Here is a 12,055-nt window from a genome sequence, read left to right as displayed (position 1 = left end):
TTCTAGAAATTTTATTATGGCATTTTTCCGTCAATATATAGCTCCTCTCTTAATTGTGTTAATGTTTTTGGTAGCTTTGGTTGCTGTTACTGCTCGCGCTTTCTTACCATCAGATTTATCCGCCCCTGCCCCCATAGATGATATCAGTTATTTATTGAAAGTTGACAATACTGACAACATGATACTTTAGTTTTTTGATTTTCTATGATAAAATAACGAGTATCGGTATGGATAAATTTTTACTCTAACTCTTTAGTTTTATTATCAATGGCAGAATATTTCCAAGTTTATGAACCTTCTGGGATTATTGATGGAACAAAAGGGTATCAATTTCGTCAACAAATCCGAAAACTATTAGAAGAAAAACCAAAAGTTATTATAATTGACTTCAAAAATGTTAGTTTTATGGATAGTTCAGGTTTAGGAGCATTAGTTTTATCACTAAAAACAGTCCGTGCTGCAGGAGCCAAACTATTTTTATGTTCTGTTAATGACCAAGTAATGACCCTACTTCAGTTAACAGATATGGACAAAATTTTGAAAATTTTTGAAAGTCGAGAAGAATTTGAGAAAATGATGTAAGAAATGTGTAAATTAGTTATCTAAACACTCTCATTGAAACCAACTTCAATAATAGATAAATCGTCATCAAACTTTTCCTTGACGTTAGAGCGTTTTAGACAATCGATTAAACAATCTAAATTAGGTGAATTATCTTTTTGATAGTCTTCAAGCATGAACAAAAAATTGCTTAACCCTATCATATTCCCGTTTTCTTGTTCAATTTCATAGACACCATCGCTAAAAACGTATAACTTAGATAAACTATCAATATTAATTGATTGATTCACGTATTTTGCTTCAGGAAACATTCCCACTGGTAGGCCGCGAGTTTTCAGTTTAGTTTTTGTCAGTTTTTGTTGCGAGTTTTGGGTTAATAAAATAGCAGGAGGATGACCGGCACTAGCATAGATAAGTTCACGACTTTTGCCATTATAAACCCCATACCAAATAGTAAAATATTTATCATTAATATCAGTCATTTGAAAAGTTTTATTGAGTCCAGCTAAAACTTCATGAGGTTGATAATAATCAACTTGACTCAAATTTTGAGAACGGAGTAAATTAATAACAGCTAAAGCCGGTAAAGCAGAACGAAGTCCGTGGCCCGAAACATCCAAAAGATAAAGAGCTAAATGATCATTATCTAGCCAAAAATAGTCAAACCCATCGCCTCCCAACTGACTCGAAGGAAGAAAACGGGAATCAATAGTTACACAAGGATGCTGAAGAGGTTCTGGTAAAATAGAGCTAAAATATTCCGCTGCTTCTGCTAATTCTGCTTCTAAAAGTCGCTTTTGTTCCGTTAAATCTTGACTCAATTGATGTAACCTTAAACCTGCCCTAATCCTAGCAATAAACTCGTTCATTTCGATAGGTTTACAGAGAAAATCATCGGCTCCAACATCCAAACCCTTAACCCTATCTTCCACCGATCCCAAAGAAGTCAGTAAAATAAAAAAAGTGGTGGCTAAATCAGGAAGACTCTTCACCTGACGACACACTTCCAGTCCACTTATGCCGGGCATCACCCAATCACAAATAATCATCGCCGGGTGTAACTCCTTCGCCTTAACTAACCCTTCTTGCCCATCATCAGCGCAAACTACATCATAACCCTGACGTTTGAGAGTTCTTTCCAAAAGTAAGCGAATAGTGCGATCATCATCAATCAATAAGATTTGAACCATAATTGAGATATGCGAGGAATTCTAGCAAGAATTGACCCAAAAAATTTAAGAGCAATTCAAAGCTACTTAACTAATATTGTAGAAGTTGGGGTAAACTAGAGCCAGTAATTATGATAGGAATATGTGATTTCTATCCTACCTATATTTGTCAACTTTAGTTGATTTTAGAGGCTTTGAATCATTGAGCGTCCTCCGAGAGATTTCTTTTAAAGTAAACAGCGACCTAAAAGCATTAGACGAGGTTTTAGGTTACTTTGACAAAATAAATCAACCGTGGATACCTAAAAAAGAGTGGTTGCAGTGTCAACTAGCTCTAGCAGAAGGTTTTACTAATGCAGTTCGTCACGCCCATAAGGATGTTTCTGGGGATGTTTTTGTAGAAATTGAAATCAAACTAACGCCTGAGAGCTTAGAAATGAGGATTTGGGACTTTGGACCATTTTTTGACTTACAAGCATTTCTCGAAGCTAATGCTCATAAGGATAACCGTTTTGCTGGTCATGGCCAAGGACTTCCTATTTTACAAAAAATCGCTGCTCAATTAAGTTATGAGCGCAAGGACAATGAGCGCAACTGCTTATTAATTATCAAAAAATTTTCCCTTCCCTAAGCTCAACGGGATACAATATTATCATGTCTAATATTAATCCTATTATTTCCAGTGAATTGCTCGCTGGTCAACTCTCTAACCCTAACCTTGTTATTATTGATTGTCGCTTCCGTCTAGGAAATGCTAACTGGGGATATGAACAATATCTGATCAGTCATATCCCAGGAGCTTATTATTTAAACTTAGATCAAGATTTATCTTCTCCCGTTACCACCCACGGTGGCCGTCACCCTTTACCTGATGCCTCTACTTTTGCGAAAAAATTAGAGTCTATGGGGATTATATTGGGGGAAACTTTAGTTATTGCTTACGATGACCTCCGGTTCGCTTTTGCAGCCCGTTTATGGTGGTTATTACGTTACTTTGGCCACGAAAAAGTAGCTGTTTTAGATGGGGGTTGGCCAGGTTGGCAAGGCAATAATTACCCTGTGGATAATACCACTCCATCGCCAAAATCAGGGAATTTTCTCCCCCAACCCCGTCATGATTGGTTGGTGAATATTGAAACCCTAAAACAACGCAAAGACTTAGACAATGTTATTGTAATCGATTCACGGGACAGCGATCGCTATCGAGGAGAAAGAGAACCCATTGATCCTATCGCTGGCAGTATTCCAGGCGCGGTTAATTCCCCCTGGAAGGGTGTTACTAACGAAGAAGGCTGCATTCTACCTGAAGTGGAACAAAGAGGCTTATGGGCTAATTTTCAGGGGTCTGAGGAAATAATTGTCTATTGCGGTTCTGGGGTTACTGCTTGTGTCAATCTTTTATCTATGGAATCAGTGGGGATAAAGAGGGCAAAATTGTATCCTGGGGGTTGGAGTGATTGGTGTTCCTACTTAGTTAAAGGGTAATTACTGAGATTAACTTAAATATAATCCTTACTACAAAGTTGTAAAGTTTTAAGGTAAAATTTCAGTTAAGTAACCTTACTAATTTAAACAATTAAGCTGCTTATCTATTCTTTATTTTTATTTATACTTAGGTCTCAATTTTATGGATGCTACGAATAGTTGTATGTGTCAGAAAGAGCGTCTTTCTATATTTGTTGACGGTAATAATATGTTTTATGCTCAGCAAAAAAATGGTTGGTTTTTTGATCCTAGACGAGTTTTAGACTATTTTACTAATGATCCCCACGTTTCTTTAATTAATGCTTTTTGGTACACTGGTTTAAAAGATTCTCAGGATCAAAGAGGGTTTCGTGATGCTTTAATTAGCTTGGGATATACAGTCAGAACAAAAATTTTAAAAGAATATTACGATGATACCTCGGGAAGATACTCCCAAAAAGCTAACCTTGATATTGAAATTGTTGTCGATATGTTTAATACTGTTGATCAGTATGATCGGGTTATTTTGTTTAGTGGAGATGGGGACTTTGAACGGGCGATCGAATTATTACGCTCTAAAAATACCCATATTACTGTTGTTTCTACAGAGGGAATGATCGCTAGAGAATTACGCAATGCAACGGATCGTTATATTGACTTAAATGATATCAAAGATAGTATAGAAAAGCAAGACTATTGACTGACTAATTATTATGGACTCTTCCAACAAAAAACGCAGACGTTCCCTCGCTAGAAAAGTTGATAATGAAGTAGAAAAAATTATCTATAAAGTCATGACGAATGAGGGGTTAGAGCAAACTATTGCTCGCGCAGTAGTAAAGGGGTTAATTGCTTTAATTCGTCGCTATTTTTTGCTTGGTTTAGTAGGGATTTTTCTTTTGTTAATATTACAGTCAGTTTTAATTAGTTTGTGTCTTAAATTTATGTTAGGATTGGATTAAATAGTTAACTAAAGCTGTTGTAATTACTATTATAAGGTTAAAGAAATTCTTCGTACTTAGGAATGACAGTTATAAATTTATTAGTGTATAGGATCACATCGTATTTCTATCATAAAACCATCGGGATCGTAAAAATAAATTCCTCTTCCAGTGGGACGGATCACTGGTCCGTGATCAATTGTTATCTTGTTATTTTTTAATACTTCTAAAGCTTCATCAAACAAGTTAGCATCGATATGAAATGCTAAATGATTCGCTCTGGTAAACTGTTGTTTAGGATCGGCATTAGGTGGCAATAAATCGGGTTCCCAAAATAAGTCTAATACTAAACCATCTGGGGTTACAAAATTAGCCACTTTTCCTTGAGAAACTAAATTTTTGAGGGTACTAGGAACTTCATCTCCTGTTAGTTCATGTAGTCCTAAGATTTCACCGTAAAAGTGACGAGAAACTGTCATGTTTTTCACATTCAAAGCAATATGATGTACTCGTTTTAAGGTTCCGATGTTTAATCCTTTATTTGTCTGATTTTGTTGAACCGCCATGAGAAAATATATAATATTCTGAAAACTTCTATGATAGTAAACTATTTTGTTTAAAATTTCAACAAACCATTAAAGAGTGTGGAGAAGTTAAGATGAGTTTGTAAGTATCCAAATCACTAATTATTACTTACTAGGAAAAGATATTACTGTTTTTTGAATTTGTCAATACATAGTTTAAATACGTATTTAATTAGAGAGAAACAGCAAAAAATAGATAAAAGAAAGATGAAAAACTATTCAGGTAATTTTCCTCCCACACTAATTCCTGTGTGAAAAATCTCTGCTTCATCGATTGTTAAAGCAATCATAGATGCACCATACACATCAACATCATATACTATGGCTTTAGTGAGGTTAACACTGTCAAGAATGCTATCATTAAGAGTAGCATTGGTTAACATAGAAGAAGTAAGATTTGCTCCTTCTAGGTTAGCTCCTGTTAAGTCTGCTCCTTCTAGGTTAGCTTCGGTTAAATTAGCCCCTTTTAGGTTAGCATCTCTGAGGTCTACACCGATTAAATGAGCGGCGGTAAGATCGGCACCAGATAAGTCACAACCTTGACATTCTCGAGTTGATAATAACTGTTGGATATGATCCGGGTTAGCTGCTTTAACTTCCGGGTTCAAGAGAAAGGAACTAAGCAATCCTAAAATGGCAATAATTGATGATTTCATGGCTTATCTCCATAAAATGAATTTAATAATAGCCTGTTGTTACTACTTAAGGACGAAATTCATCAATAGTGAGTTCCCAAAAATTAAGGATAAATTCTTGATATTTTTTAAGATTTTTGTTAAGATATTATTTTACTTTTGATGTCCGAAAAATCCCAAAATTTAGTTTTAAAAATAATAAAAATATTAGGTTTCAATTACTCTTAAAAATAAAAAAAGAACAAAGATTTTTAATCATTAGGTATTTTATGTTTTAAAATTGACAAGTTAAGTAACTTATTGGAATATTGAGATGATAGAAAAAGATGTAACCATTGATATTGCTACTTATATTGATCATTCATTACTCAAACCAACTGCTACCCCAGAAGATGTAGAACAATGTTGTAAAGAAGCACAATATTTTAGCTTTCCTACGGTTTGTGTTTACCCGAGTGCTGTCTCTCAAGCGGTTAAATTAGTTTATGATAAAAAGATTAATGTTTGTAGTGTTATTGGGTTTCCAACAGGGGCAAATACTTCATCTACTAAACTTTATGAAGCCCAAGAAGCTACAGAAAATGGTGCTACTGAATTGGATATCATGATTAATTTAGGGTTTTTAAAAGCAGGAAATTATGAGGCAATTTATAATGAATTTTCTGCTATTTTTGAAGCAACAGGGCAAACAATTAAAGTTATTTTAGAAACTAATTTATTAACAGATACAGAAAAACGTTTAGCAGCAGAAATTTGTATGGATGCAGGAGTAAACTATCTAAAAACCAGTAGCGGTTGGTTTGGGGGTGCAACAGTATCGGATGTGCGTTTTCTGAGTAAAATAGTTGAGGGAAAAGTGGGTATTAAAGCATCAGGAGGAATCAAGACTTTGGAGCAAGCTTATGCTTTAATAGAAGCGGGTGCAACCCGTTTAGGTACTTCTCATGGAGTGGCTTTAGTTAACAGTCAAAATGGATGATTTTTTTTGATATTAAATCTGCAAAAGTTGCTCAGCATAAAAGTTTACGTCAGTAAAAGCGACTGGTTTAAAGTTTCTATTGGGGTATCTTGAACAATTCTTTCCATATCACCATTAAAATAGTGTTATTGTTAATTAATTATGCTATGCACCGAATTTCTGCACTGGGTTTAGATGTAGGTAAAAAACGCATTGGGGTGGCAGGATGCGACGGAACAGGATTAATTGCTACAGGGTTAACCACCATTGAACGTCAATCTTTCCTTCAAGACGTACAAAAGTTACAAGCATTGGTTAAGGAACGGGAAGTACAAATATTAGTGATCGGTCTTCCTTACTGTATGGATGGAAGCATCGGGTTTCAGGCCAAACAAGTCCAAAAGTTCGCTAAACGCATCTCCAAAGCCCTAGAATTGCCCATAGAATACATAGATGAAAGACTGACATCTGTTGAAGCAGAAACGCACTTAAAGGCTCAAAAAAAGTATTCCCGCCACAATAAAGGCTTAGTCGATCGCCTGGCTGCTACCATTATTTTACAACAGTGGTTAGATCAACGTCGTGCTTCTTTGATTGAGGGTTGACATTGTAGTAATCCTATGCAATACTGGAGTATAGCATAGAAAAATGCGGGTGTAGCTCAGTGGTAGAGCGTCACCTTGCCAAGGTGAATGTCGCGCGTTCGAATCGCGTCACCCGCTCTTTAGTTAGAACGGTATTGTACAAGGGAAATAAGAAAACAAATGTGACTTTAATTAAATGTCACATAACTCTCTCGTTTTCTTGTTAAACACATAGCGGTACTTTTTTCATAATAAGCTGCTTCATTAATAAAAACAGGATAAACTGTAGCATTTCCCTCATAATTAATAGTTTCCCCATCAAAAGTAATAAATAAAGGATCACCAGGATGAAGGGGTTCATAATCTTTAGATTGTAAATTAGGATGAATCATAGCTATTATATCACCTTCTTCCCTTGGATAATCAATGGTTTTAAACACTTCATAAAAAACTAAATTATGACTTTTTTTCTCAATTTTATTTTGATTAAACTTTTCTAAATAATCTAATAAGTTATAAATAATTTTTTCGGTTTTCATAAATAAGTCTGCATTCAAAACATTTTGAGGAACTGAACCCACTTCAAGGGTTATCCCTAGTTTTATATTACTCCTTAATAATTGATTTTTTTGCGCGGAAGCATAGTGTAGTATTTTAATTTCAGGCTCAATTAAACTTAAATAACTACCTAATTCTAGATGAAACTGGTTAGTATCAGAAAGAATAATAGTTAACCCCATATTGGCCGTTGTACTATGGAGATCAATTAAAAAATTAACTTGATTTTCCTGGATTTTTTTATGAATATTTTTCGCTAGTAGTTGTTCGTAGAGAATAGTATCTAAATTCTCTAAATCTTCTGGTGCAAAACATCGATTGAGATCGGTTTCAACATATCTTTGTTGTAATTTAATTGCTTGAAGATTAGCTAAAAAAGGTAATACTTTTAAGTTTGAACGTTGAAGAAGATCAGGATTTTTAATGAATTTTTTGACTAAATAAACCCCTGTTATTTCGTTACCATGAGTGCCGCCAAAAAGAGCAATTTTATCAATTTTATTCACCATTCATACTCCATTATTAACCTTAATTTAACTTTTGTAAAATCACTTTAAACCCGTCGCTAACGACGGGATATTACTTAATTTTGTAATTGCCGTTTTAACGCTTCTAAACCAGACCAACGACTATCAATTATTGGTTTATTTTCCTTTGTTTTTATCGTTGGTGGTTGACAATCTTTGCCACATAATTTTCTTAAAGGAACCGCCAAAGATAATTGTTCATAAAGCCAACCTTGAGGATCAAAATGTCCGTCTGGCGACAAAGTTTCTGATAAATCTTCCAAAGAAACTTCCCTTTCTTGAGGGTAATTTTGTGGTAACTCTGCATCTTTATCTAACCAAATAATTTCAGAAGTATCTAAACCAAGACGACGATTATACTGTTGTAAACAGCGATCGCAGGTTAAAGTAATAATGGTTTCTCCTTTAACACCTACTTCCAAAAAAGTTCCTCCGTGACGAACTGTCATTTTTCCACGAAAGGGAGTTAAACTTTCCAATTCAGGGATAAAATCATCAAAAAGAAGGGTTTGGGTTCTATTGGGGGCGTTGAGTAAGTGGGGAATATAAATCGCTTGCATTTGCATAATCTTACACCTTCCTCTTGTTAATTGTCATTGAGCTAGGTTATTCCCTCCCCTTGTCCATAACCAAGGGATAGGGTTCCTGGTGGTAGTTTCAGGGTGGTTTTGGACCCTGGGGCCTGCAAAGAAACCCTTAACTCTCCTTGAGTGCTAACACCGACGATCGTTCCTGTCATCCCTTCAATGATAACTTTACGCCCGACACTATCCAAGATTTCTATATAATTTCTCAGTAAATTATCAATTCCATTGCTCAAATAATAGTGATAACCCCGAAAAACTCCATTGATGGTAATGGCCGCTAAGGTTTCTAAACTGTCTATATAATGGGTTTTAGAGTAAGATTGGATGGTAATCCCTGGATCTGGTACTTGATTACACCAATTAATGCCAATACCAATCACACAGTTGGTAATGATCTCTTGTTTAATACGAGTTTCGCTTTTAATTCCCCCTAGTTTTCTCCCTTGCAAAATAAGGTCGTTGGGCCACTTTAATTTTACAGGTAGCCCATAATTACGTAAATTTTCAGCAATACCCCAAGCACTGAAGAGGGTTAAATGGGGGGCATTTTGGGCTGTTATCTGCAAGTTTAGACCGATGGATAGATAAAGTCCTCCTACCGCAGAAACCCAGTTTCTACCCCATTGTCCTCTTCCTGCTGTTTGTTGAGCAGCGATCGCCATCACAGGGAAAGGGTTTCCCTCTGCCAATAAGTCCCAAACCACTTGATTGGTGGAGGTGACTGTATGGAAAATATGTAGGGGATAAGATGGGTGTTTTAACTGGGTTTCTATGTTGCGAGGATCAATACTCATCAATGCTTAAAAATCTTAGGGTTTATGGGCAACTGGGTGGGAATTTCTATCTATAGTAGACACGAGTAAACCTAGATTACGAGGAGTAACCCACTTTGAAAAAGGTAGAAGCGATTATCCGCCCCTTTAAGTTAGACGAAGTAAAGATCGCTTTAGTCAATGCGGGAATTGTTGGTATGACAGTTTCTGAGGTTCGGGGGTTTGGACGGCAAAAAGGACAAACTGAACGTTATCGCGGTTCAGAATATACGGTAGAATTTCTGCAAAAATTGAAGGTGGAAATTGTTGTTGAGGATAAGGATGTGGAAATGGTGACTGAAAAGCTGATAGGGGCAGCACGTACAGGAGAAATTGGAGATGGCAAGATTTTTGTTTCTCCTGTTGAACAAATTATCCGCATTCGTACTGGAGAAAGCAATCTCGAAGCGATTTAAACTGTTTGGGGACTTGGATTTGTCTAAGTCCTCTGAATTATGCAGATAATTCTTTTAATTGGGGTAAAATATGGGCAAAAGCTTGACCTCGATGGGATATATCTCGTTTCAGTTTCGGTGTCATCTGGGCAAAGGTTTGTTGATATTGAGGAACATAGAAAATGGGATCATAACCAAACCCTTCGATTCCTTGAGTGGTTTTTAGGATTTCTCCAGTACAAATACCTTCGGTTTCTAGAGCAACAGAACCATCGGGACGAGCGATCGCAATGGCACAAACAAACTTGGCCTGTCTGTTTTCATTGTCTCCTAATTCTCTTAAAACTCTATTAATTCTGTCTTCATCTGTAGTACCATATCGCGCAGAATAAAGTCCTGGTGCGCCATTAAGAGCTTCAACAGCTAATCCAGAATCATCGGCAATGGCCCATTCTCCTAATTCTTTGGCTACTTGGGAGGCTTTAAGAATAGCATTTTCTCCGAAGGTTTGACCGGTTTCTTCAATTTCCAGTTGAGGGGGTTTTAATTGCAATTTCCAGTTTAATCCTGTTAAGTATTGTTGCATTTCTTGCAATTTACCTGGATTACTGGTAGCAACGATTAAATTCTTCATGGTTCTTACTTAAATACAGTAATACAGCCTTCCAGGCTGCAACAAGCATAATGGTTATGTTAAGGATAATATAAGTTAAAGCATAAATTATAGTCTATGGGTTACAATTACATTTTCTATTAATTTCCTTCCTCCACTGAAGCGATAATGACCTCTAGCCACTCTCCACCTTTTAATTTATCCTAATGTCGGGCAGAATACCCCATCCTTCTATAAGGTGGGGATGAATGACCGACCAAAATATAAACCGCGAAGCGTCCATTAAAAATAATCACGTTCTATATCTTACTGATATGTTATAATATGAGCAAGAGTGTATCATGAATCTTGACGATGTTAGTCACGCAATCGATACAAATTCGAGGTTTAACAGCAGAGCAGTATGAAATACTGCGCTATCAATGTCGTTTAGCCAAAAATATGTATAATGTGGGACTATATACTGTTAGACAGTTCTTTTTTGCTGAAAATCGTTTCTTGGCTTATGAATCGAATTATCATCATTGCAAAGATAATGAGAATTATGGTTTGTTATATTCTCAAGTAGCGCAGCAATGTCTCAAGTCTGTTGATGAAGCCATGTCAGGGTTTTTTAAGCTACTAGAAAGAAAAAAAGAAGGAAAATTAGCAGCCAGAATATCCTTACCTCATTATCTCAAAAAAGAAGGTTATTTTCCTTTAGTTTATCCTCAACCCAATATCAAAGAAGGAGCAATACAATTTTCTGTTTCTAACAAGTTTAGAAAAAACTATAGAGAGGAAACAGGGAAAACCTTTAAAGCGTTTAAATTCTCAATACCTCCTATGATAAAGGGGAAAAAGATTCATGAGTTTAGGATTATTCCTAAATATAACGGTCGCTATTTTGTCGCTCAATTTGTTTATGAAATCTCCGAGGAAATAGTAGAAAATATAGATAAAAATCAATGCTTAAGCCTAGACTTAGGACTGAATAATTTAGTAGCAGCAATTGATACAAAAGGGTCGTCATTCCTCGTGGATGGACGAAAACTAAAATCAATGAACCAATGGTACAATAAGCAGCTAAGTAAATTACAGTGTCTGAAGGATTTACACGGTATCAAAAGATTAACTAATAAAATGGCCAAGTTAATCTTAAAGCGAACTAATCAGGTAAATGATTACTTGAAAAAGACAGCGAGATTAGTGATTAATTACTGTCTAGAGCATAAGTTAGGAACCTTAATTGTAGGAGTTAATGAAGGGTGGAAAACGAGGATTAACATTGGCAAAGTCAATAATCAAAACTTCGTTCAAATTCCTTTTCATGCTCTCAGAGAACAACTAGCCTACTTGTGTAAAAGATATGGGATTAGTTACATTGAACAAGAAGAATCCTATACCAGTTTAGCTAGTGCATTAGACTTAGATAATCTACCAGAATATAATGCAGATAATCCAAAAACCTACGAATTTTCAGGCAAGAGAATTAAGAGAGGTTTGTATAGGAGTAAGGATAAAAAATTAGTCAACTCAGATATTAATGGTTCTGCTAACATTGGACGTAAAAGTAAAGCCAATCTCTTTGAAAAGAGAGAGGTATTAGAGGGGCTTTTGGACGCTCCAAGACGATACTTTATCGTGTAAAGAATCCCCAACTTCTAAAGTTGGGGTAGTTCAATTAT

Annotated in this window: 17 protein-coding genes and 1 tRNA gene; 11 read left to right on the top strand and 7 right to left on the bottom strand. The window is 35.8% G+C overall.

What is annotated here, in order from left to right; all coding sequences use genetic code 11:
* Positions 1 to 16 precede the first annotated feature (16 nt).
* A complete protein-coding gene (locus QNJ66_RS21690; RefSeq protein ID WP_300510685.1) occupies positions 17 to 190 on the top strand; it encodes a hypothetical protein in 174 nt (57 codons plus the stop codon).
* 77 nt (positions 191 to 267) lie between these two features.
* On the top strand, positions 268 to 582 hold the full coding sequence (locus QNJ66_RS21685) for an STAS domain-containing protein (protein ID WP_300510683.1): 315 nt from the start codon (positions 268 to 270) through the stop codon (positions 580 to 582).
* A 20-nt stretch (positions 583 to 602) separates the two neighbouring features.
* On the opposite strand, the gene QNJ66_RS21680 is transcribed toward QNJ66_RS21685, so the two are convergent.
* Entirely contained in the window at positions 603 to 1,751 is a 1,149-nt protein-coding gene (locus QNJ66_RS21680) for a SpoIIE family protein phosphatase (protein WP_300510681.1), read from the bottom strand.
* A gap of 145 nt (positions 1,752 to 1,896) precedes the next feature.
* Between QNJ66_RS21680 and QNJ66_RS21675 the strand changes: the two genes are divergently transcribed.
* The 4 genes from QNJ66_RS21675 (at position 1,897) to QNJ66_RS21660 (ending at position 4,156) form a co-directional block, all read left to right on the top strand.
* Positions 1,897 to 2,361: an anti-sigma regulatory factor gene (locus tag QNJ66_RS21675; RefSeq protein ID WP_300510679.1), complete on the top strand. Its 465-nt coding sequence runs from the start codon at positions 1,897 to 1,899 to the stop codon at positions 2,359 to 2,361.
* A gap of 23 nt (positions 2,362 to 2,384) precedes the next feature.
* Complete coding sequence (locus tag QNJ66_RS21670; RefSeq protein WP_300510677.1) at positions 2,385 to 3,215, top strand: sulfurtransferase; 831 nt, start codon at positions 2,385 to 2,387, stop codon at positions 3,213 to 3,215.
* 142 nt (positions 3,216 to 3,357) lie between these two features.
* Positions 3,358 to 3,894, top strand: coding sequence for an NYN domain-containing protein (locus QNJ66_RS21665; RefSeq protein ID WP_300510675.1), 537 nt, complete (start codon positions 3,358 to 3,360; stop codon positions 3,892 to 3,894).
* Between the two features lie 13 nt (positions 3,895 to 3,907).
* Entirely contained in the window at positions 3,908 to 4,156 is a 249-nt protein-coding gene (locus QNJ66_RS21660; protein ID WP_300510673.1) for a hypothetical protein, read from the top strand.
* 80 nt (positions 4,157 to 4,236) lie between these two features.
* On the opposite strand, the gene QNJ66_RS21655 is transcribed toward QNJ66_RS21660, so the two are convergent.
* A complete protein-coding gene (locus QNJ66_RS21655; protein ID WP_300510672.1) occupies positions 4,237 to 4,701 on the bottom strand; it encodes a VOC family protein in 465 nt (154 codons plus the stop codon).
* A gap of 233 nt (positions 4,702 to 4,934) precedes the next feature.
* Positions 4,935 to 5,375 (bottom strand): pentapeptide repeat-containing protein, encoded by a 441-nt coding sequence (locus QNJ66_RS21650; RefSeq protein ID WP_300510670.1) that lies wholly within the window; start codon positions 5,373 to 5,375, stop codon positions 4,935 to 4,937.
* Between the two features lie 292 nt (positions 5,376 to 5,667).
* Between QNJ66_RS21650 and deoC the strand changes: the two genes are divergently transcribed.
* The 3 genes from deoC to QNJ66_RS21635 all read left to right on the top strand — a co-directional run bounded on the left by deoC (position 5,668) and on the right by QNJ66_RS21635 (position 7,034).
* Complete coding sequence (gene deoC / locus QNJ66_RS21645) at positions 5,668 to 6,333, top strand: deoxyribose-phosphate aldolase (RefSeq protein WP_300510668.1); 666 nt, start codon at positions 5,668 to 5,670, stop codon at positions 6,331 to 6,333.
* A 146-nt stretch (positions 6,334 to 6,479) separates the two neighbouring features.
* The gene (gene ruvX / locus QNJ66_RS21640) at positions 6,480 to 6,917 is read left to right on the top strand and encodes a Holliday junction resolvase RuvX (RefSeq protein WP_300510753.1); all 438 of its coding nucleotides are present in this window, start codon (positions 6,480 to 6,482) and stop codon (positions 6,915 to 6,917) included.
* A 45-nt stretch (positions 6,918 to 6,962) separates the two neighbouring features.
* Positions 6,963 to 7,034, top strand: a tRNA-Gly gene (locus QNJ66_RS21635).
* Positions 7,035 to 7,084: 50 nt separating this feature from the next.
* On the opposite strand, the gene QNJ66_RS21630 is transcribed toward QNJ66_RS21635, so the two are convergent.
* The 3 genes from QNJ66_RS21630 to QNJ66_RS21620 form a co-directional block, all read right to left on the bottom strand.
* Positions 7,085 to 7,963, bottom strand: a complete 879-nt coding sequence (locus tag QNJ66_RS21630; RefSeq protein WP_300510666.1) for an aspartoacylase — start codon at positions 7,961 to 7,963, stop codon at positions 7,085 to 7,087.
* Positions 7,964 to 8,037: 74 nt separating this feature from the next.
* On the bottom strand, positions 8,038 to 8,541 hold the full coding sequence (locus tag QNJ66_RS21625) for a YceD family protein (RefSeq protein ID WP_300510751.1): 504 nt from the start codon (positions 8,539 to 8,541) through the stop codon (positions 8,038 to 8,040).
* A gap of 41 nt (positions 8,542 to 8,582) precedes the next feature.
* Positions 8,583 to 9,362 (bottom strand): biotin--[acetyl-CoA-carboxylase] ligase, encoded by a 780-nt coding sequence (locus QNJ66_RS21620; protein ID WP_300510664.1) that lies wholly within the window; start codon positions 9,360 to 9,362, stop codon positions 8,583 to 8,585.
* Between the two features lie 95 nt (positions 9,363 to 9,457).
* Between QNJ66_RS21620 and QNJ66_RS21615 the strand changes: the two genes are divergently transcribed.
* On the top strand, positions 9,458 to 9,796 hold the full coding sequence (locus tag QNJ66_RS21615; RefSeq protein WP_300510662.1) for a P-II family nitrogen regulator: 339 nt from the start codon (positions 9,458 to 9,460) through the stop codon (positions 9,794 to 9,796).
* A gap of 37 nt (positions 9,797 to 9,833) precedes the next feature.
* On the opposite strand, the gene rdgB is transcribed toward QNJ66_RS21615, so the two are convergent.
* Complete coding sequence (gene rdgB / locus QNJ66_RS21610; protein ID WP_300510660.1) at positions 9,834 to 10,409, bottom strand: RdgB/HAM1 family non-canonical purine NTP pyrophosphatase; 576 nt, start codon at positions 10,407 to 10,409, stop codon at positions 9,834 to 9,836.
* A gap of 333 nt (positions 10,410 to 10,742) precedes the next feature.
* On the opposite strand from rdgB, the gene QNJ66_RS21605 reads away from it, so the two are divergent.
* Positions 10,743 to 12,017, top strand: coding sequence for a transposase (locus tag QNJ66_RS21605; RefSeq protein WP_300510658.1), 1,275 nt, complete (start codon positions 10,743 to 10,745; stop codon positions 12,015 to 12,017).
* Positions 12,018 to 12,055 lie beyond the last annotated feature (38 nt).

Origin of the sequence: Crocosphaera sp., from assembly GCF_030064895.1 — a bacterium.
GTDB lineage: Bacteria > Cyanobacteriota > Cyanobacteriia > Cyanobacteriales > Microcystaceae > Crocosphaera.
Note: the sequence above shows the minus strand (reverse complement) of the source record. Positions and strands in the feature narration are given on the sequence as shown.

Coding starts and splice junctions, on each gene's coding strand:
- QNJ66_RS21690 (WP_300510685.1), top strand. CDS start 17: ATGGCATTTTTCCGTCAATATATAGCTCCTCTCTTAATTGTGTTAATG.
- QNJ66_RS21685 (WP_300510683.1), top strand. CDS start 268: ATGGCAGAATATTTCCAAGTTTATGAACCTTCTGGGATTATTGATGGA.
- QNJ66_RS21680 (WP_300510681.1), bottom strand. CDS start 1,751: ATGGTTCAAATCTTATTGATTGATGATGATCGCACTATTCGCTTACTT.
- QNJ66_RS21670 (WP_300510677.1), top strand. CDS start 2,385: ATGTCTAATATTAATCCTATTATTTCCAGTGAATTGCTCGCTGGTCAA.
- QNJ66_RS21665 (WP_300510675.1), top strand. CDS start 3,358: ATGGATGCTACGAATAGTTGTATGTGTCAGAAAGAGCGTCTTTCTATA.
- QNJ66_RS21660 (WP_300510673.1), top strand. CDS start 3,908: ATGGACTCTTCCAACAAAAAACGCAGACGTTCCCTCGCTAGAAAAGTT.
- QNJ66_RS21655 (WP_300510672.1), bottom strand. CDS start 4,701: ATGGCGGTTCAACAAAATCAGACAAATAAAGGATTAAACATCGGAACC.
- QNJ66_RS21650 (WP_300510670.1), bottom strand. CDS start 5,375: ATGAAATCATCAATTATTGCCATTTTAGGATTGCTTAGTTCCTTTCTC.
- deoC (WP_300510668.1), top strand. CDS start 5,668: ATGATAGAAAAAGATGTAACCATTGATATTGCTACTTATATTGATCAT.
- ruvX (WP_300510753.1), top strand. CDS start 6,480: ATGCACCGAATTTCTGCACTGGGTTTAGATGTAGGTAAAAAACGCATT.
- QNJ66_RS21630 (WP_300510666.1), bottom strand. CDS start 7,963: ATGGTGAATAAAATTGATAAAATTGCTCTTTTTGGCGGCACTCATGGT.
- QNJ66_RS21625 (WP_300510751.1), bottom strand. CDS start 8,541: ATGCAAGCGATTTATATTCCCCACTTACTCAACGCCCCCAATAGAACC.
- QNJ66_RS21620 (WP_300510664.1), bottom strand. CDS start 9,362: ATGAGTATTGATCCTCGCAACATAGAAACCCAGTTAAAACACCCATCT.
- rdgB (WP_300510660.1), bottom strand. CDS start 10,409: ATGAAGAATTTAATCGTTGCTACCAGTAATCCAGGTAAATTGCAAGAA.
- QNJ66_RS21605 (WP_300510658.1), top strand. CDS start 10,743: ATGTTAGTCACGCAATCGATACAAATTCGAGGTTTAACAGCAGAGCAG.